The organism is Actinomadura keratinilytica, assembly GCF_039539665.1.
GTDB classification, from domain to species: domain Bacteria; phylum Actinomycetota; class Actinomycetes; order Streptosporangiales; family Streptosporangiaceae; genus Spirillospora; species Spirillospora keratinilytica.
On the sequence record NZ_BAABDO010000007.1, the window covers coordinates 38,618 to 58,736 of the forward strand.

A 20,119-nucleotide genomic window follows, 5' to 3' on the forward strand; every position below is an offset into this window, starting at 1 on the left:
CGCACTTGGAGGGGGTGGACCGATGTCCGACGAGGCGACCGGAACAAAGCGCCCGTTGCTCACGCTCAACACCGACGGAGAGCGGCACCCGCTGGAGAACGCGCTGGCCATCGCCGCCATCACGATCGGCCTGATCGCCCTGGTGCTGGGATTCATCCCGGCGACCCACTTCTTCGGAATGCTGGCGGGCGTGATCGGCCTGCCGCTGGCGCTCTTCTCGCAGATGATCTCCGCGACCACGGGCGAGCGCTGGCTCAACGTCATCGGCATGATCGCCTCGTTCCTGGGCGCCGCCTTCGCACTGCGCCACGGCGGCTTCAGCATTTGACCCGCCCGTCGTGCGAGGGCGCGCCCCAGCCTTCGCCGCCCGACCCCAGCACTGCCAACACACCCGTCCCCGCTCCCGCGCGTCCGCCTCCCGCGGACGCGCGGCCTCACAACACCCGGCACCGGACACGGCACGGCCCTGGCCGTGTCCGCTCGGCGTCCTGCGCCGCGCCTCGACGATCCGGCCCGCCGTGGCGCTATCACCCCTTGCCAGGGCCCTGCCGTCGTCGGCGGCTGAGACACCGATCCGAAACCTACGCGCGCCCCCTCCGACCGCCTGCCCCCCGAGGTCCGCCGCCACAGTGGCAAGCTCTCTGTCCCACCCCGGCAGACGGCCTCCATCGCCCGCCCCCCAGCACACGGCCGGTGCACCCGCAGAGGGCACCCGGGCGAGGTGCGATCGGGTTGGGTGCACCACGCAGAACGGGCAGGGGGCCGCCCCTCGGAGCACGCACCGGCTCACCGGCGGGCATGGCCTGCACGGGCAACAGGGGTGTCCGGTGCGGTCAGGTGAAACGGCTCGGCGAGCCGATGTCGGAGGTCGCGGATAGGCTCGGGACATGCGCATCGGAGCCCACGTCGACCAGAACAACGCGCTCGACACCGCCCGTTCGATCGGGGCGGAGGTCGTCCAGTTCTTCCTCGGCGACCCGCAGGGCTGGAAGAAACCCGTCCTGCCGGAAGGCGTTGAGGCGCTGCGCGGTTCCGGGGTGGACGTGTACGTGCACGCCCCGTACATCATCAACGTGGCGACGTCCAACAACCGGATCCGCGTGCCCAGCCGCAAGGTGCTCGCGCAGCAGCTGGAGGCGGCCGCGTCGATCGGCGCCAAGGCCCTGGTCGTGCACGGCGGGCACGTGCTGAAGCAGGACGACCCCGAGACCGGCTTCGAGAACTGGCGCAAGGTCTTCGAACGGCTCGACTGCCCGGTTCCGATCTACATCGAGAACACCGCGGGCGGCGACAACGCCATGGCGCGCAGGTTCGACCGGATCGCCCGGCTGTGGGAGGTGCTGTCGGGCGTCGCCGACCTCGACTCCAAGGTCGGGTTCTGCCTGGACACCTGCCACGCGCACGCCGCCGGCGAGGAGCTGATCGACGCGGTCGACCGGATCAAGTCCATCACCGGGCGGATCGACCTGGTGCACTGCAACGACAGCCGGGACGCGTTCGGCTCGGGGGCCGACCGGCACGCCAACCTGGGCAGCGGCACCATCGACCCGGAGCTGATCCTGTCGGTGGTGCGGGCCGCCGGCGCACCGGTGGTCGTGGAGACGCCCAAGGCGGGCCAGGCGCAGGACATCTCCTGGCTGCGCGCCAACCTGGCGGCCTGACCGGTTCCGGCGCACTTCCGGGCCCGCGGCCGGGTCCGGCACCATGGTGAACCGGCAAGCGATCGACAACGTCCAACCGAACACCGTCACCAATCACGAGACAACCGGCGAAGCTCGGAACCAGCCCCGTGGCGAGCGCGCCCAGAACGAACGGGACTCCCATGGCACACCCCCCTTACGGACCGTCGGACCCATACGGCTCCTACGGGCAGCCGGACCCGTACGCCCAGCCCTACCAGCAGCAGCCCGCGGTGCAGCACCACTACTACCCGTCCGCCCAGCCCGCGGTGGTGGGCACGAACGGTCTGGCCACCGCCTCGCTGGTCCTGGGGATCGTCGGCTTCGTGTTCTGCGGGCTGACCTCCATCCCGGCGATCATCTGCGGCCACATCGCGCACAGCCAGATCAAGCGCACCGGCCAGGAGGGGCACGGCCAGGCCGTCGCCGGCCTCGTCCTCGGCTACGTCGTCACGGCCCTGTGGATCATCTACTGGGTCGTCATCTTCGGGATCTACGGCTTCGCGCTGTGGAGCGTCAGCTCGAGTACGTCGACCTACTGACGGGCGGCGCCGCCGAAGGCTGACGGGCGGCGCCGCCGAAGGCCCCGGCGGAGGAATCACCGCCGGGGCCTTCGGGGTGCCGTCACGCCGTCGCGTCACCGGCCGTCAGGCGAGGCGGGGGACGCCCGCCACCTCCACGCCGACGTTCGACAACAGCACGGTCATGGGGGTGGCGGTCTCCCGCCACTCCTCCACGGCCTTGGCGAAGATGTCCAAGACGGTGCGGAACGACGGCTGGTCGGCCTCGGCGAGCTCGGCCCACGACTCGTACAGCACCAGGTAGCCGTTGCGCGCGGGGGCCCACGACAGGTCGGTCAGGCACTTCTCCAGCGCGTCCCAGTCGCCGCCGGACGTCGCCGGAAACGCGAAGACCTCGGCGCACAGGCGCAGGAAGGCGTCCTTGTCGCGGGCGCGGCGCCCGTCGAGGTGGTAGGCGCGCCAGCCCGCCGCCCGGGCGCGTTCCGTCCAGCCGGTGTCGCCGACGGCGCCGGGTGTCGGCGGGATCCGCCACTGGTAGACGCCCGGCTTCAACCGTCCGATGAGCAACTCGTTCAGTGCTCGGTTCGCATCCACGAAACGTCACCTCCCGGCAAAGTCGTTATTCCGGCTCGCGAGGCCGCCGGCATCCGGTGGCGGCATCGGCGCCCTCCGGGTCGCCACGGCCGGTAACGGGCGATCAGGGCGTCCGCGCCTACGGACAGGGCCATGCGGGCAGGCGCCACGGCACCGCCCGGACCGGGCGCCGTCGTCGGCCGAGGGGACGAACTGGACATGGCTCCCACCGTTCCCGCCACCACTCGCGGCACACGTGCCGGCAGCCGTTCCTTTCCGCGTCCGCGTCCCCGCGGGCCTTGAGGCGCCGTGATCCGGGGCGTCCGGACGCAGGCACCCGTCCCGCACCGAAGGGACGAACATGACAACATCATGACGCTCGCGACCCCGAAGACGCCTCCGCTGATCGTCCCGGCTGGCAGGAACTTGCGTCCCGGTCAGCCGCCGCCCGGTGCGATGCGTCACGCTCCACCGGCACGGCAGGGCCGAGCCACGCGGCGCGTCGAAGAGGACGTCCGGCCGGCCACGGTGAGGCAACGCCCGCGCGGTGCCCGCCGCTTGCCCTCCGGTGCCGTCCAAGCACAGCCACAGCACCCCCTCCCCGCCCCACGAACCATCCAGCCAATAGGCAGGCAGGCGCCGGTGGAAGTCCGGTGCGTCGCAGTCCGCCGGAGCGGCGGGACCGGTGAGGATTTGCAGCCACTCGCGGCGCACGCCGACGCGCCGGACGGCACTGCGGACGGTGGCCGGTCGCGGATCGCGTCACGGGGGGCGGGACGGACACCGCCGCACCGGCGTCCCACCAGGACTCCTGACTCTCCAAGGCGCGCACCGGTGATGCGGCCCGCCGGAGGACACGTCAGCGACCTGGTCACGCCATCCGGGTCGCGGGTCACCTCACCGGGAGCGGGGCGGACGCCGCTGTACCGGCAGCGGCAGCCGAGCCAGATGCCGCCGCAGCAACGCGACTCCCGGATCCCGCGAGGCACGCACCGGTGAGGCGGCACGTCGGCGCTGTGGTCACGCCGTCACCCGGCGGGTGGGGCCGCATCAGCATCAGCCCCCGGCGGCCGCCGCGCCGGCGTGCCTCCCGAATCCCGCCAAGGCACCCGGATGCGGCGGCGATGTGGGTGTGCTGTTTCGGGTGCGGCTGCATCGGTTGTGGTCAGGTTGTCTTGAGGGGGCGGAGGGCGCTGAGGCGGGCGGTCAGGCGGAAGGTGTCGGGGGCCTGATCGAGGACGCCTCCGGCGGGGTCGTCGTCGCCGTCGGTGCGGACGGGGTCGCCGGACGGGCGCAGGATGTCGCGGACGACCAGCACGGCGAGCAGCAGAACCGTGACGAAGCGGGCGAGCAGGGCGACGTAGTAGGCGTTGGCGTCGATGCCCTCGGTGGGCAGGTCGAAGCCCAGCAGCGTCGAGAGCGTCGCGGACAGTCCGGCGCCGTCCACGCGGAGGGACACCGACAGCAGGTACCACCAGATGCCGAAGAAGTAGACGAGCTCACCCGCCTGCCACAGCAGGTAGGCGGGGAGGCGGGGGCGGGCCAGCGCCACCAGGGGCAGCAGCCACAGGACGTACTGGGGCGACCACACCTTGTTGGGCAGCATGAACGCGATGAGGACGAGCAGCATCAACTGGGGCAGGCGCGGACGGCGGGGGGCGGCCAGCGCCAGCACGCCGATGGCCAGGGCGAGCAGCGCGAACGTCCCGGTGCCCACCAGGTTGAGCTGGTCGCGTTCGGCCACGCTCGCCAGGCCGTGGTCCTGGAGGAAGTAGAAGATGGAGCCCCAGTCGATGCCCCGGGTGCGGCTGAAGGAGTAGAAGGTCAGCCAGCCGTCCCAGGCGAACAGCATCACCGGCAGGTTCACCGCCAGCCAGCTCGCGGCGGTGCCCGCCAGCAGGCGTCCCAGGGCCCGCCATCGCCCCGCCCGCACGCACAGCAGGACGAGCGGCCACAGGAACAGCACCGGGTAGAACTTCGCGGCGATCGCCAGGCCGAGCAGCACGCCCGCGAGCGCCGGGGCGCGGCGCGACCAGGCCGCCACCGCCAGCGCCGTCAGGCCGACGGCCAGCAGGTCCCAGTTGATGTAGGCGGTGAGCAGCAGCGACGGGGACAGCGCCACCATCAGGCCCGCGCGCAGCGAGCGCCGTCCCGCCGCGTAGGCGGTGGCCAGCACGGTGACGACCGCCAGCACCGCCAGCAGCACGACGGTGACGTTGTAGAACGCCATCCCGCGCCCGCCGGCGTCGAACGGCTGGACCAGCCAGTTCACCACCTGCATGAACGCGCCGCTCAGCACCGGGTACTCGACGTAGCGGAAGGTGTCGCCGGCGAAGGAGTCGAAGTAGGGGATCTTGTTCTCGTTCAGCCCGCGCACGAAGTACAGCGGGTAGATGTCGGTGTAGCAGGCGCGCGTCGTCGTCTTGACGAAGTCGAACCCGGCGGTGGCGCACGGCTGCTTCTGCAGCCAGCCCAGCAGGCACACCAGGCTCGTCACGCCGGTCAGCACGGGCACCAGGCCGCGCAGGCGTCCGCCCGCGCCGGCCGGGGCGGGCGCGGCGGGGTCCTCCGCGCTCACCTCGGAGCCGGCGTATCCATCCGCGGAAGAAGACGGCGACATGGTCGCACACTATGGCACGCGGGCCCGGCCCCTCGCGAAGTACGCCAGAAGGGCCGGGCTTGCGCGTCCGTCAGTCGTTCGACCCGAAGTTCGGTTCGGTCGACTCGCACTTGGGGTGGTAGGGGTGCGAGTTGCACCACCACCGCGGCGGCGGGTCGGACGGGGGGATGTTCGGGTTGCAGCCGACCGGCATGCCGAACCGGTTGCACGGAACCTGCCCGATCGGCGGCGTGGCCGTGATGCTCGGCGAGGGGGACGGCGACGACGGCGGGCAGTCCCCGTCCGGGCCCTCCTCCTGACCGGGCGGGCAGGTCTGCGAGGGCGAGGGCGTCGGCGTCGGGCTGGGGCTGGGCGGGGGCGGCGTGTCCCACGCCTTGGCGGCGGTGTCGCTGTAGGTGGGCTGCGGGAAGGTCTCCGGCTGCAGGTTCTCCCCGGCGATGACCTTCTCCATGAAGTTCTTCCAGATCTTCGCCGGGACGGTGCCGCCGTAGATGCTGTTGCCCTGGAACCCGGGGATGCCGGTGATCGGCTTCTGGCCGTTCTTGTTGAACATCGTCACGGCCGTGGACAGCTGCGGGATGTAGCCCACGAACCAGGCCGCGGCGTTCCGGTCGGTGGTGCCGGTCTTGCCGGCGACCTGGCGGCCGTCGCTGAGCTGCGCGTTGGTGGCGGTGCCGCTGGTGACGACCTTGCGCATCGCGTAGGTGGCCTGGGCGGCCTGGTCCTGAGTGAGGATCCGCTCGCCCTTGTCCTTGCCCCACGGCAGCGGGATCGTCCGGTACGTGCCGTCCTCGGTCTTCACCTGCACTTTCCTGATCAGGTGGGGGGTGACGGACGTGCCGCCGTTGGCGAACGCCGCGTACCCGGCCGCCTGGTACACCGCCGGGATGTTGGCGATGCCCAGGGACAGACCGCCGGCGTCGCGGTGCGGGTCGAGGTAGCGCTTGGGGATGCCGAACTCCTCGGCGGTCTCGGCCACCCGGTCGAGACCGAGCTTGAGGCCGAGCTTGACGTAGGCGGTGTTGACCGACTTCTCGGTGGCGGTGACCAGGTCGATCACGCCCATCGGCGGGTCGCCCTCGTCGTTGTTGACGGTGTAGCAGCTGGAGGAGATCGGGTGGCTCTCGCCGCTGCCGTCGAAGCACTGCGGCGAGTGGCCGTCGATGGTCGACTTGATGCTCTGCCCGCTCTTGAGCGCGGTGGCCAGCACGTACGGCTTGAACGACGAGCCGACCTGGGCGCCCGGGGTGAAGACGGTGTCGACCTGGCTGCGCTTGGGGTCGCCGCCGTAGAACGCCTTGATCTCGCCGTTCTCCGGATCGACGGCGATCAGCCCGGTGCCGATGTTCTTCGGCCAGTTCTTCACGCCGGCCTCGGCCATCGCCTGCCGGGCGTAGGACATCCAGCGGGGGTCGAGGCTGGTGGTGATGCGCAGACCGGCGTTCTCCACGTCGTCCGGCAGGCCCTTGATCTGCCGGAGCTCGTCCATCACGCGTTCCTTGATGAACCCGGTCTGGTTGGTCTGCTTGGTGTCGGTCCACTCGCGTTCGGTGAGCGGGAACTTCTGCCGCTGCCGGTCGGCCTCCGACAGCGCGCCCATCTCGACCATGCCGTCCAGGACGTACTTCCAGCGGGCGCGCAGCGCCCGGTTGGCCTCGTCGTTGCCCTGGGTCTTGAAGTAGGTGGGCCGCTGGATCATCGCGGCCAGCAGGGCGCCCTCGGCGACGGTCAGCTTGCCGACGTCCTTGTGGAAGTAGGCGCGGGCCGCGGCCTGGATGCCGTTGGCCTGGCGGCCGAAGTAGACCGTGTTGAGGTACATCTCCAGGATCTTGTCCTTGGAGAGCTTCTCGCCGATCTTGAGTGAGACGAAGATCTCTTTGATCTTGCGGCTGAGAGTGCGGTCCTGGCTGAGCCCCTTGTAATAGTTTCGAGCCAGCTGCTGGGTGATCGTGGAGCCGCCCTGGGTGTCGCCGCCGATCGCGGTCTTGAACACGGCGCGGGCCAGGCCCTTGGGGGACACGCCGAGGCTCTCCTGGTAGAAGCCGCGGTCCTCGGCGGCGAGCACGGCGTTGCGGACGTGTTCGGGCACCTTGTCCAATGGGACCGATTCGCGGTGCGCGCCGAGCCGGACGATCGGGGTCTTGCCGTCGGCGTAGAGGATGGCCGAGCCCTCGTCGGTCACGCCGTCCTGCGGCTTGGTGGGCATCGGCGTCATCGTGTAGCCGACGGCGAACAGGGTCACCCCGGCGAGCATGACGAGCGCCGTGAGCCCGGCGAGGATCTTCCAGGACGGTGCGTAGCGCCGCCATCCGGCCTTGGGGGGCTTGCCGGGGCGGGCGCGTCCACGCCCCCCGCCGCCGGAGCCCGGCCCCCCGGGGCCGCCCGGTCCGCCGGGTTCCCACGGCGGCCCCCCGCCGGGCATCGGAGATGCCGCGGCCCTATGCCCCGGAGGCGGGGCGCCGCGCCGTCTTCGCCCCGGTGCTCCGCGCGCCGAGACTCTTCCGCCCGGTCTTCCCCCCGTTCCCGAGGCGGGACCCAGGTCCGGCGCACCGCCGCCCGACGCCCCCGCCCCACCGGGCGGGTAGGAGCCCGACCGCCGCGCCGGGCCCTCTCCGTGTTCCGGTCCGTACTGGCTTCGGTAGCTCACGCGACCTCATCAGGTAGTTACTCTGCCGCCTTCGTTAGGCGAATGTACCTTCGGGCTCCGCGCCGACGACCGGCCGCTCACGGTCGCACGGTGGGACGACCGGTGCGTCCGCGGCCGCTCGGGCCCGGCATTGTGCGCGATTCACTCCTGCTCGGTGTCGAGGGACCTGCGTCGTCCGAGGGTACTGCGCACGTCGGCACGCGCGCGGCGTCATGACGGGGCGGCAGCCGGAGGGGCGCGCGGGCGAGCGGAACGTCGCCCCGGTACGGCGAACGGCCCCGCCCCGGGGGTCGCCCGGGGCGGGGCCGTTCGCGGTGGGTCGTGGCGCTACGGCCTTGATCTCGAGTAGGTCAGCGGTGACGACTGCTGCTGCGGATTCGGATTGGTCGGATCGTTCGAGTCGTCGTCATCGTCGTCGTTCCCCTGGCACCGCGGATGGTTCGGGAAGTACTCGCAGAACTTGTCGTTGTTCGGCGGCGTCGGCGTCGACGAGGGGAGGCAGTTGCCGTTGCCCTGCCCCGGCGGGCACGGCGTCGTCGGGGCCGTCGGCGTCTGCTGGGCGCACTTCGGGTGGCGCCGGTTGCGCGGGTCCTCGCAGTCGGGCTGCTCCGTCTCGCGGTCCTCGGGCGTCTCGCTCGCCGTCGGCGTGGGCGTCGTCTTGCCGAACGTCTGCTGGTCGCCGCCGAACACCGGCGGAGCGAACTGCTCGGGCGTGGTGCCCTGCGCGACCGCCGCGGTGTAGGCGTGCCAGATCCGCGCGGGGACGACACCACCGGAGATCTCGCCCAGGCCCGGGATGTACAACGTCTTCTTCTTGTCGTTGAACATCGTCACGGCCGTGGACAGCTTCGGGTTCGCGGTGAAGCCGACGAACCAGGTCGCCACGTTCTTCTCGGTGGTACCGGTCTTGCCGGCCACCGGCCGGTCGGACAGCGCCGCGGCCGTCGCGGTACCGCCCGGCTTGACGACCTGCTGCATCGCGTAGGTGACGTCGCGGGTGACGTTCTCGGAGAAGACGTCCTTGCGGACCTTCCAGTTGAGCTTCTTGTACTCGCCCGCGTTGTCCTTGGTGCGGACCTCGCGGACGACGTGCGGCTGGTAGTACGTGCCGCCGTTGGCGAACACCGCGTACCCGGCGGCCTGCTCGATGGGCCGGATGTCGTTGATGCCCAGCGCCAGACCGGCCTGGTTCTTGTACGGCTCGACCAGGTCGGACGAGATGCCCACGTTCTCGGCCGTCTCCGCCACGTTCGGGACGCCGACCTTCAGCGCCAGCTGCACGAACCCGGTGTTGCTCGACTCCTGGGTGGCCTTGATCAGGTCGATCGCGGCCGGGCCGGAGTGGCTGTTGCGGATGGGGGCGAGCGCGCCGGGCGTGCCGGCGGGCACGACCTGGCCGCTGCCGTTGAACGACACGCCGGAGCGGTTCTCCACCGTGGTGCGCAGGCTCCAGCCGTTCTTCAGCGCGGTGGCCAGCACGTACGGCTTCATCGCCGAGCCCGCCTGCGCCGAGCCCGCCCACACGTTGTCGAACGACTGCTTGAGGTAGTCCGGCCCGCCGTAGATGGCCTCGACCTCGCCGTTGGTGGTGTTGACCGAGGTCAGGCCCAGCCGCACGTGCTGCTTGAGCAGCTTCCTGGGGTCGACGCCGGGGACCGACTTCTCCACGGCCTGCTTGGCCGCGACCATCTTCTTGCGGTCGAAGGTGGTGACGACGCGCAGGCCGTTGCGGATGACCTCGTCCTCGCTGATGCCCTGGTCGCGCTGCAGCTCGCGCAGCGCCCGCTTGATCATGTAGCCGTTCTGGCCGCCGAAGGTGGCGCTGCCGCCGATCTCCTTGGTCTGCGGCATGCGCTGGCTGTACTTGGCGTAGTCCGCGTCGCTCAGCTTGCCCATCTTGCGCATGCCGTCGAGCACGTAGAGGTAGCGCGCCTGGGTCTGCTTGACGGCCTCGGCGTCGTCGCTGCGCGGGTCGAACCGGCCCGGCTGCTGGATGATGGCGGCCAGCAGCGCCCCCTCGTCCGGCGACAGCTTGCTGACGTCCTTGCCGAAGAAGCTCTTGGACGCGGCCTGGATGCCGTAGGAGTTGCGGCCGAAGTAGATGGTGTTCAGGTACAGCTCAAGAATCTTGTTCTTGCTGCCCAGCTTGTCCTCCAGTTTCAAGGAGATGAACATCTCCTTGAACTTTCGGCTCATCGTCTGCTCGGGCGTGAGGTAGTAGTTCTTGGCGAGCTGCTGGGTGATGGTCGAACCGCCCTGGGTCTCACCGCCGGTGAGGTTGTTCCACACCGCCCGGGTGATGCCCTTCACCGAGAATCCGCTGTCGGTGTAGAAGGTGCGGTTCTCCGCGGCGATCACCGCATAGCGAACATGCTCCGGGATCTGATCGAAAGTGACCGGCACCCGGTTCGTACCCAACCGGCCGATCTCGGTCTTGCCGTCCCGGTAGTAGAAGATCGCCGCGGTCTTGGTGGCCTCCTCGTTGCCCTGGTCGGGCACCGGCGTCTGCGCGTACGCGACGCCGATCAGCGCGGCGAGGCCGAGGAAGCTGAACAGGCCGCCGCCCACGACGAGCTTCCACGAGGGCAGGAACCGGCGCCAGCCGGTGGGGCGGGAGCGCAGGTGGTCGTACCACTTGCGTTCGCGGTCCTCCGGTTCGCGGGGGCCGCGCCCGCGTCCGCCGGGGCCGCCGGGGCCGCCGCCATGCCTGCCCGGACCGCCGGGGCCTCGCCCCCCTGGACCGCCCGGACCGCGCCCACCCGGACCGCCTGGACGCCCCGGACCACCAGGTGCGCCGGGCATGCCGCTGGCGGCGCGGCGCGATCCGCCGCCACCGGGGCCCGGGGGCACCCGGCCCGCGCTGTGACGTCCCGGACCGCCCTGCGGCCTACCCATGCCGCCGCCCGGTCCGCTCGGTGCGCCTCCTCGCCCGCCGGGACCACGACCCGGCTGCGGCGGGCGGCCGGGCATGCCCGAGGCGGCGTCGCCGCCGCTCGGCATGCCCTGCCTGCTGGGCATCCCGGGCCGGCCGGAGCGGGGACCGTTCTGCCCGCCCGGCCACTGCGACCCGGGTCCTGGTCGGGGCTGGCTTGGAATACTCACGCGACCTCATCAACGGGGGGTACGGATGGTGCGTCGTCCGAAGATTACTGTGCACGCTGATGAGCGGGAGACGGCTGTGCACGATCCGCTCGTCCGGCCCCGCGCTGGCGCGCCGGGCGGAACGCGTGACCCGGAGGGCCTATCCCCGCTGGCCGCGGGGCTCCTCTCCGTGCCCGAGGACGTATGACACCGTTAGATGGTTCCAGGCGCAACCCTGGCATACCTCGACAACAAAGACTCGGAATTCGCCATATTCCCGGGCCATCTCGGCCAGTTCGGACGTCGCCTTGACGCGGCCCGCGTACCGTCCGAGTTCGTCCCCGTACACGTAGGTGACGTGGGTGAGGCGCTCGCGCCGGCAGACCGGGCAGCGCTTGTCGGTGGGCTCGCCGTGGTACTTGGCCGCGCGCAGCAGGTAGGGATGCGCGTCGCACGCGTCGTCCCGGGCCAGCCGACCGGACCGCAGCCGGGCCAGCGCCGCCCGCTTGGCCAGGCCGTAGTCGACGACCAGGCGCGGCCTCATCGGCGGTCCCTCCGCCCCGACATGCCAGCAGCGTACGTCGCACCGGCATGCCTGGAAAGATCGCAAACCAGTACGGAAGGTGACGAAACCCCCTCCTGCCAGGGGTAGACGGTACGGATTTCCGGGGTTGGGCCACTTGCCAGGAAGCATGGGAGCTACGTATCTTTGCGATGTATCGAATCGATACATTGACTCGATACATCCCGCGGCCCGGACGGCCCCGGCCCACGGCCGACCGACCGGGGCCCGCGGCGCCCTTCGGGGGAGACCCCGAAGGGCGGGAACATCGACCGGCGACCCGGGGGGGCGCGATGGCAGGCAAGAGGGGCTCCGGCGTGCTGGAGCTCGCCGTGCTCGGCCTGCTCAACGAGTCCCCCATGCACGGCTACGAGCTGCGCAAGCGGCTCAACGCCCTGCTCGGCATGTTCCGTGCGTTCTCCTACGGCTCGCTCTACCCGTGCCTCAAGCAACTGCTGGCCAACGGGCTGATCGTCGAGGACCGGCCGGAGGAGCCGAACGTGGCGATCGCCCTGCAGAGCCGCCGGTCGAAGATCGTCTACAGGCTCACCGCCGACGGCAAGGAGCGACTGCAGCACCTGCTCACCGAGGCCGGACCGGCGACCTGGGAGGACGAGGGCTTCGGCGTGCGCTTCGCCTTCTTCTCCCACACCCGCGCCGACGTCCGGCTGCGGATCCTCGAAGGCCGGCGCAGCCGGCTGGAGGAGCGGCTGGAGAGACTGCGCGCCGCGCTGGCGCGGACCCGGGAACGGGTCGACCACTACACGCTTGAGCTGCACAACCACGGGCTCGAGTCGGTCGAACGCGAGGTCCGGTGGCTCAACGAGCTCATCGGACGCGAGCGGGCGGCACAGGAGAACGCGAGTACTTCGGACAAGAACCAGGACGCGCCCCGGCGCGACGGCCGCTGACACCGCGGCCGCAGCACCGGGGGCGGGTGTGACGACCCCGCGTCCCGTAACAGAGAAGGAGCAACCGGATGGGTTCGGTGCGCGTGGCCATCGTCGGAGTGGGCAACTGCGCCGCTTCGCTCGTCCAGGGCGTCGAGTACTACAAGGACGCTGACCCGGACACGAAGGTGCCAGGTCTCATGCACGTCCGGTTCGGCGATTACCACGTCCGCGACGTGGAGTTCGTCGCGGCCTTCGACGTGGACGCCAAGAAGGTCGGCATGGACCTGTCCGAGGCCATCACCGCCAGCGAGAACAACACCATCAAGATCTGCGACGTGCCGCCGACCGGTGTCGTGGTGCAGCGCGGCCACACCTACGACGGGCTCGGCGAGTACTACCGCGACATGATCGAGGAGTCCGCCCAGGAGCCGGTGGACGTCGTCCAGGTGCTCAAGGACACCAAGGCCGACGTGCTGGTGTCCTACCTGCCGGTCGGCTCGGAGGAGGCCGACCGCTTCTACGCCCAGTGCGCGCTGGACGCGGGCGTGGCGTTCGTCAACGCCCTGCCGGTGTTCATCGCCTCCGACCCCGAGTGGGCGGAGAAGTTCACCAAGGCGGGCGTCCCGATCGTCGGCGACGACATCAAGTCGCAGATCGGCGCGACCATCACCCACCGCGTGATGGCCAAGCTGTTCGAGGACCGCGGAGTCGAGCTGCAGCGCACCTACCAGCTCAACTTCGGCGGCAACATGGACTTCATGAACATGCTGGAGCGCAGCCGGCTCCAGTCCAAGAAGATCTCCAAGACGCAGTCGGTGACCTCCCAGGTGCCGCGCGAGATGGCCAAGAGCGACGTGCACATCGGCCCGTCCGACCATGTGCCGTGGCTGGACGACCGCAAGTGGGCGTACGTGCGCCTGGAGGGCAAGGCGTTCGGCGACGTCCCGCTGAACCTGGAGTACAAGCTGGAGGTCTGGGACTCCCCCAACTCCGCCGGCGTCATCATCGACGCGATCCGCGCCGCCAAGATCGCCAAGGACCGCGGCATCGGCGGCCCGATCCTGTCGGCCAGCTCCTACTTCATGAAGTCCCCGCCCGTGCAGTACGACGACAACCGTGCGCGCGAGGCCGTGGAGGAGTTCATCCGCGGCGAGGTCGAGCGCTGACCCTCGCCCGCTGAGACGCCGAACGGCCGCCCGGCGCGCCGGGCGGCCGTTCGGCGTCTCCGGGCCGAGAACAGGAGAAGCCGAGAACAGGAGAAACGGCCACGACACGCCCGCCCCGGCGTGTGCCGGCCCGCCATTGCGCCCGCGGTCGGGAAAGATGGTCGACCGGCGGGCGGCCAGGACTTCCGGACGGCGCTCTCTCGTCGCCATCAAGCATGTCTTTACATGGCGAAAATGCCGATGTTACGGACGTTGTCACGCTCTGGCCCTACTGTTGCACCGTCAGTGATTGTGCGTACCGTTCCAGTGGCCGACTGGAGGACTTGGATGGCACGCGACCTGGGAAAAGTGACGGCGGGACTGGCCGGGCTGGCCATGGGCCTGACGGCGTGCGGGGCGAGCGGCTCCGGCCGCGTCGCCGACGGCCCGCCGCGCGACGGCGGCACGCTGCGCGTCGTCGGCTCGTCCGACGTGTCGCACCTGGACACCGCCGCCGCCAACAGCGTCGGCGCGTACGGGCTGAACCGCACCTACGCGCGGACGCTGCTCGGCACGAAGGCGTCCAACGACTTCAGCGAGACCCTGCCCGTCCGGGCCGACATGGCGGTGCAGGTGCCCAGCCGCGAGAACGGCGGCATCAGCGAGGACGGCCGCACCTACACGCTCCGGCTGCGCGAGGGCGTGCTGTGGAACACCCGGCCGCCGCGCCCGGTCACCGCCGAGGACTTCGTCCGGGGCTTCAAGCGGCTGTGCAACCCCGCGGCCCCGGCGCCGGGGCGGGGCTACTACACCTCCACCATCCGCGGCATGGACGAGTTCTGCCGCGGCTTCGCCCGCGTCAGGGCCGACGACGCCCGGGCCATCGCCGCGTACCAGAACTCGCACGACATCGCCGGCATCCGGGCCAAGGACCCGTACACGCTGGTGTTCACGCTGCGCGAGCCCGCCAGCGACTTCCTCAACCTGCTGGCGCTGCCGTACACCGCCGCGGCCCCCAAGGAGTACGACGCGTACGTGCCCGACGGCCCCGAGTTCCGGCAGCACACCATCTCCAACGGCCCGTACCAGATCACCTCCTACCGGCCGGGTATGTCGTACGTGCTGACCCGCAACCCGGTGTGGCGGCGCGAGACCGATCCGCTGCGCGAACGGCACGTCGAGAAGATCCAGATCACGCTGGGGCAGGACTCCCCCGCCACCGTCCAGCAGCAGCTGGAGCAGGGCACCGCCGACCTGGCCTGGGACCAGCCGGTCCCCACCGCCGCGATCCCCCGGCTGCGGGCGCGGCGGGACGAGCGGTTCGCCGTGCACCGCGCGCCCAGCAGCAGCCCGTACCTGGTGTTCAACACCCGCAGCCCGAACAACCGCGGCGCGCTCGGCCGCCGCGAGGTGCGGCAGGCCCTGCAGTACGCCGTCGACCGCGCCGCGCTCGTCAAGATCGTCGGCGGGCCGGAGGTGGCCGAGCCGCTGCACACGGTGATCCCGCCGGGCTCCTTCGGGTACGCCGCCGCCAACCGGTATCCGACGCGGGGCGAGGCGGGCGACCCGGCGCGCTGCCGCCGGCTGCTGGCGGCGGCGGGGTATCCGGACGGCCTGGCGCTGAAGTTCCCGTACCGCACCAACAGCGTGCACAAGCTGATCGCCGAGTCGATCCGGCAGAACCTGGCGGCGTGCGGGGTGCGGGCCGAGCTGATCCCCGACACCGGCGGCGACTTCTACGGCAAGACGATCTCCACGCCGGAGCGGACGGAGGCCGGCCAGTGGGACATCGCCGCCCCCGGCTGGACGCCCGACTGGTACGGCAACAACGGCCGCACCGTCGTGCAGCCCCTGTTCGACGGCCGCGTCTACGGCCCGAACTCCACCAACTACGGCGGGTACGACAACCCGCGGGTCAACGCCCTGATCGACGCCGCGCTGACCGCCCCCGACGCCGCCCGCGCCGCCGGGTTCTGGCAGCGCGCCGAGGACCTGATCATGCGGGACGCGGCGATCGTCCCGCTGCTGAACCGCGCCCACACCGCCTACCGCTCCGCCCGCGTCCGCGGCGCGGTCTTCCTGCCGACGGCGGCGGGCTACGACTACACCCGCCTCTGGCTGGCCGACTGACCGCCCCGCCCGGCGGGCCCGCGAACGGGCCGCCCCGAAGTGGGCGATCTACCGCGTAGGGTGATCGGGTGAGGGCTAGCGAGCTGCGCGCGATCCTGCGCGGACGGGACTTCCGCCGCCTGTACGGCACCCGGCTCACGTCGCAGCTCACCGACGGCGTCTTCCAGGTCGCGCTCGCCGGATACGTGTTCTTCTCGCCCGAGCGGCAGACGACGGCGGGCAAGGCGGCGGCCGCGTTCGCGGTGACGCTGCTGCCGTACTCGGCGCTCGGGCCGTTCGCCGGGGTGCTGATCGACCGGTGGCGGCGGCGGCGCATCCTGATCTGGACGCCGGTCGTCCGGGCGCTGCTCACGGTGCTCGTCGCGGCGCTGGTGGCGGCCGGGCAGGACGGCGCGGTGTTCTTCGTGACGGTGCTGGTCGTGCTGGGCGTCAACCGGTTCTTCCTGGCGGCGCTGTCGGCCGCGCTGCCGCACGTCGTACGGCGCGAGCACCTGGTGACGGCCAACGCGTTCGCCGTGACGTCCGGCACCGTGATCGCGTTCGCCGGCGCGGGCCTGGGCTATCTGATGCGGCGTGTGTTCGGCCCGCACGACGACGGGACGGCGCTGATCCTGCTGGGCGCGGCGGCGCTGTGGGTGGCGGCGGCGCTGGTCGCCGCACTGCTGCCGCGGGGGTTGCTCGGCCCGCATCTGGACCGGGCGGCTCCGCACACCCGCGAGGCCCTCGGCAACGTGCTGCACGGCCTCGCCGACGGGGCCCGGCACATGGTCGCGAACGGCCCGGCGGCGCTGGCGCTGGCGGCGATCTCCGTGCACCGCTTCCTGTACGGGATCGTGCTGATCATGACGTTGCTGCTGTGCCGCAACCACTTCACCACCGACCCGGACGCGGGCATGGCCGCGTTCGCGGTCATGCTGGGCGTGTCGGGCGCCGGGTACTTCGCCGCCGCGCTGATCACGCCGCCGGTGGTGCACCGCGTCGGCAAGGCCGCGTGGACCACCCGGCTGCTGGCGGGGGGCGGCGCGGCGCTGCTGGCCCTCGGCCTGCCGTTCGCTCAGGGACCGTGGGTGGTGGGCGCGTTCCTGCTGGGGGTGGTGTCGCAGGGCGTGAAGCTGTGCGTCGACACGACCCTGCAGGAGTCGATCGAGGACGCCTACCGCGGCCGGGTGTTCGCCGTCTACGACATGCTGTTCAACGCCGCGTTCGCCGCGGCCGCGGCCGTCGCCGCCACCTGGCTCCCCGCGGACGGCGTGTCCCACGCGACGCTCATCACCGTGGTGGCCGCCTACCTGGTGGCCGCCGCCGCCTTCCGGGCCGGCGCAGTCCGACTGTCCCGCGTCCCCACCACCACCTGACGCCCGCCGAGGCGGCGCGCGTCCCGGTCAGAGGGATTCGGCGATGGCGTACATGGCGTCGGCGATGCGCTCGGTCTCCTCGGCCGTGCACACGTACGGCGGCATGGTGTAGACGAGGCGGCCGAACGGGCGCAGCCACACCCCGTGGTCCATGGCGATCTTCTGGACGGCGGGGACGTCCACGGGTTCGCGCGCCTCGATGACGCCGATCGCGCCGAGTACCCGCACGTCCCGCACCCCGGGCAGGTTCTCGGCGCCGTCCAGGCACGCGGTCAGCACGGCCTCGATGGTGTCGACCTCGTCCCGCCAGTCGCGCGACAGCAGCAGGTCGATGGACGCCGACGCCACCGCCGCCGCCAGCGGGTTGGCCATGTAGGTGGGGCCGTGCATGAGCACGCCCGCCTCGCCCGTGGTGATGCCGTGCGCCACCCGGTCGCTGCACAGCGTCGCGGCCATCGTCATGTACCCGCCGGTGAGGGCCTTGCCGACGCACATGATGTCCGGGGCGATCTCGGCGTGGTCGCAGCCCCACATCTCGCCGGTGCGGCCGAACCCGGTGGCGATCTCGTCCAGGATCAGCAGCAGGTCGTGCTCGTCGGCCAGTTCGCGCAGCGCCCGCAGGTATTCGGGGGCGTAGAAGCGCATGCCGCCCGCGCCCTGCACGATCGGCTCGACGATGATCCCGGCCAGCTCGCCTTCGTGCGCGGCGGCCAGGGCGGCCAGCTCGTCCAGGTACGCCCGGTCGGGTTCGGCGAGGTAGCCGAGCGGGGGCGGCGGTGCGAACACGTGCCGGGCCAGCACGTCGGTGAACAGCTGGTGCATGCCGTTGACGGGGTCGCACACGGCCATGTCGCCGAAGGTGTCGCCGTGGTAGCCGCCGCGGACGGTCAGCAGCCGGTGCCGTCCGGGCCGCCCCTGCGACCGCCAGTACTGCAGCGCCATCTTGATGGCGACCTCGACCGCCACCGAACCGGAGTCGGCGAAGAATACCTTGGTCAGCGGCTCGGGCGTCAGCTCGACGAGCCGTTCGGCCAGCCGCACCGCCCCGGGATGGGTCAGCCCGCCGAACATCACGTGCGCCATCCGGCCCAGCTGCCCGGTGACCGCGGCGTTGAGCCGGGGGTGGTTGTAGCCGTGGATGGCCGACCACCACGACGACATCCCGTCGATCAGCTCGGTGCCGTCGGCGAGGGTGAGCCGCACCCCGGACGCGGACACCACGATCTCGGGCGGCACGGCGGCGGGCATCGGCGCGTACGGATGCCAGATGTGGTCGCGGTCGAAGGACTGCAGCCGTTCGATCTCCGCGGGGCTCATCCGCCCCAGCCTGACCTCGATCACGCCTGTCCGTCCTCGGCCGGGCGGGTCTCGGCGGCGTCGTCCCGGCCGGAGGACGCGGCGCCGCCGTCGCCCGCGGGGACGGGCAGGCCCTCGGCTTCGGCCCAGCGGAGCAGCTCCCGCGTGGCGGCCTCCTTGCCGATCACACCGCGGTCCAGGCGCAGGTCGAGCAGGAACCGGTACGCCTTGCCGACCAGCGGGCCCGGCGAGATGCCCAGGACGGCCTGGATCTCGTTGCCGTCCAGCTCCGGGCGCAGCTTGGCCAGCTCCTCCTCCGCCGCGAGCCGCTCGATGCGGGCCTCCAGGTCGTCGTAGGTGCGGCGGAGGCGTTCGGCCTTGCGGCGGTTGCGGGTGGTGCAGTCGGCCCGGGTGAGCTTGTGCAGCCGCGGCAGCAGGTGCCCGGCGTCGCGCACGTACCGGCGGACGGCCGAGTCGGTCCACTCGCCCGTCCCGTACCCGTGGAAGCGCAGGTGCAGTTCGACCAGGCGCGACACGTCGGCGACGACGTCCTTGGGGTAGCGCAGCGCGGTCAGCCGCTTGCGGGCCATCTTGGCGCCGACGACCTCGTGGTGGTGGAACGACACCCGGCCGCCCGGCTCGAACCGGCGCGTCTTGGGCTTGCCGATGTCGTGCAGCAGCGCCGCCAGCCGCAGCACCAGGTCGGGCCCGTCCTCCTCCTGGGCGATCGCCTGCTCCAGGACGATCAGCGAGTGCTCGTAGACGTCCTTGTGCCGGTGGTGCTCGTCGATCTCCAGGCGCAGCTTGGGCAGTTCCGGCAGGACGTGGGCGGCCAGGCCGGTGTCGACCAGCAGCGCCAGCCCCTGCCGCGGGTGCGCGCCGCACAGCAGCTTGGACAGCTCGTCGCGGACCCGTTCGGCCGACACGATCTCGATGCGCCCGGCCATGTCGGTCATGGCCCGCACCACCTCGGGCGCGACGGTGAAGCCGAGCTGGGCGGCGAAGCGGGCGGCGCGCAGCATCCGCAGCGGGTCGTCGCTGAAGGAGTCCTCCGGGCGGCCGGGCGTGCGCAGCACCTTGCGCTCCAGGTCGGCCAGGCCGCCGAACGGGTCGACGAACTCGTGCCCGGGCAGCCGCGCCGCCATCGCGTTGACGGCGAAGTCGCGGCGGCGCAGGTCCTCCAGCAGCGAGGTGCCGTAGGAGACCTGCGGCTTGCGGGACCGGGGGTCGTAGGACTCGCTGCGGTAGGTGGTGATCTCCAGCTGGTGGTCGCCCTTGCGCAGGCCGACGGTGCCGAACTCGATGCCGATCGTCCAGACGTGGTCGGCCCAGCCGCGGATGATCTCCAGGACGCGCTGCGGCGGGGCGTCGGTGGTGAAGTCCAGGTCCTTGCCGACGCGGCGCAGCAGGGCGTCGCGCACCGGCCCGCCGACCAGCGCCAGCTCGTGTCCGGCGGCCCGGAAGCGCTCGCCCAGCTCGTCGGCGAGCGGCGCGACCCGGCGCAGCAGCTCGGCGATGGCCGCCCGTTGCCGCGGGGACGGCTGCGTCGGCTGCTGCTGGGTCACATTCTGGTCGGGCACGGCCATCGAGCGTATTTCCTTGGTTGAGGGCTGACAA

General features: G+C 71.5%; 14 protein-coding genes. 7 read left to right on the plus strand and 7 right to left on the minus strand.

Translation table 11 applies throughout. The features are described 5' to 3' along the window. Positions 1-22: 22 nt before the first annotated feature. The 3 genes from ABD879_RS04070 (at position 23) to ABD879_RS04080 (ending at position 2,221) form a co-directional block, all read left to right on the plus strand. Positions 23-328 carry a hypothetical protein gene (locus tag ABD879_RS04070; RefSeq protein WP_345017548.1) on the plus strand — a complete coding sequence of 102 codons (306 nt, stop codon included), beginning with the start codon at positions 23-25 and terminating at the stop codon, positions 326-328. Positions 329-887: 559 nt separating this feature from the next. After that, the gene (locus ABD879_RS04075) at positions 888-1,661 is read left to right on the plus strand and encodes a deoxyribonuclease IV (protein ID WP_345017549.1); all 774 of its coding nucleotides are present in this window, start codon (positions 888-890) and stop codon (positions 1,659-1,661) included. Between the two features lie 161 nt (positions 1,662-1,822). After that, a complete protein-coding gene (locus ABD879_RS04080) occupies positions 1,823-2,221 on the plus strand; it encodes a DUF4190 domain-containing protein (RefSeq protein WP_345017551.1) in 399 nt (132 codons plus the stop codon). Positions 2,222-2,326: 105 nt separating this feature from the next. Here ABD879_RS04080 and ABD879_RS04085 read toward each other — a convergent pair whose 3' ends face one another. From ABD879_RS04085 to ABD879_RS04105, 5 genes are all read right to left on the minus strand, one after another. Next, positions 2,327-2,794, minus strand: a complete 468-nt coding sequence (locus tag ABD879_RS04085) for a barstar family protein (RefSeq protein WP_345017553.1) — start codon at positions 2,792-2,794, stop codon at positions 2,327-2,329. Positions 2,795-3,938: 1,144 nt separating this feature from the next. Next, positions 3,939-5,351 (minus strand): glycosyltransferase family 87 protein, encoded by a 1,413-nt coding sequence (locus tag ABD879_RS04090; protein WP_345017555.1) that lies wholly within the window; start codon positions 5,349-5,351, stop codon positions 3,939-3,941. Positions 5,352-5,463: 112 nt separating this feature from the next. Continuing rightward, complete coding sequence (locus ABD879_RS04095; protein ID WP_345017557.1) at positions 5,464-7,815, minus strand: transglycosylase domain-containing protein; 2,352 nt, start codon at positions 7,813-7,815, stop codon at positions 5,464-5,466. Positions 7,816-8,367: 552 nt separating this feature from the next. Further along, on the minus strand, positions 8,368-10,608 hold the full coding sequence (locus tag ABD879_RS04100) for a transglycosylase domain-containing protein (RefSeq protein WP_345017559.1): 2,241 nt from the start codon (positions 10,606-10,608) through the stop codon (positions 8,368-8,370). Between the two features lie 673 nt (positions 10,609-11,281). Beyond that, on the minus strand, positions 11,282-11,665 hold the full coding sequence (locus tag ABD879_RS04105; protein WP_345017561.1) for a DUF5318 family protein: 384 nt from the start codon (positions 11,663-11,665) through the stop codon (positions 11,282-11,284). A 311-nt stretch (positions 11,666-11,976) separates the two neighbouring features. On the opposite strand from ABD879_RS04105, the gene ABD879_RS04110 reads away from it, so the two are divergent. The 4 genes from ABD879_RS04110 (at position 11,977) to ABD879_RS04125 (ending at position 17,206) form a co-directional block, all read left to right on the plus strand. Then, complete coding sequence (locus tag ABD879_RS04110; RefSeq protein WP_345017563.1) at positions 11,977-12,594, plus strand: PadR family transcriptional regulator; 618 nt, start codon at positions 11,977-11,979, stop codon at positions 12,592-12,594. A 68-nt stretch (positions 12,595-12,662) separates the two neighbouring features. After that, a complete protein-coding gene (locus ABD879_RS04115; protein WP_345017564.1) occupies positions 12,663-13,742 on the plus strand; it encodes an inositol-3-phosphate synthase in 1,080 nt (359 codons plus the stop codon). Positions 13,743-14,069: 327 nt separating this feature from the next. Beyond that, positions 14,070-15,851 carry an ABC transporter substrate-binding protein gene (locus tag ABD879_RS04120; protein ID WP_345017566.1) on the plus strand — a complete coding sequence of 594 codons (1,782 nt, stop codon included), beginning with the start codon at positions 14,070-14,072 and terminating at the stop codon, positions 15,849-15,851. A 68-nt stretch (positions 15,852-15,919) separates the two neighbouring features. Then, positions 15,920-17,206, plus strand: coding sequence for an MFS transporter (locus ABD879_RS04125; RefSeq protein WP_345017568.1), 1,287 nt, complete (start codon positions 15,920-15,922; stop codon positions 17,204-17,206). Between the two features lie 27 nt (positions 17,207-17,233). Here the strand turns inward: ABD879_RS04125 and ABD879_RS04130 are convergent, their stop codons facing one another. Together ABD879_RS04130 and ABD879_RS04135 are read right to left on the minus strand one after the other, a co-directional pair. Further along, positions 17,234-18,547 (minus strand): adenosylmethionine--8-amino-7-oxononanoate transaminase, encoded by a 1,314-nt coding sequence (locus tag ABD879_RS04130; RefSeq protein ID WP_345017570.1) that lies wholly within the window; start codon positions 18,545-18,547, stop codon positions 17,234-17,236. Further along, the gene (locus ABD879_RS04135) at positions 18,544-20,088 is read right to left on the minus strand and encodes a CCA tRNA nucleotidyltransferase (RefSeq protein WP_345017572.1); all 1,545 of its coding nucleotides are present in this window, start codon (positions 20,086-20,088) and stop codon (positions 18,544-18,546) included. The genes ABD879_RS04130 and ABD879_RS04135 overlap by 4 nt, the downstream gene beginning before the upstream one ends. Positions 20,089-20,119: the final 31 nt, after the last annotated feature.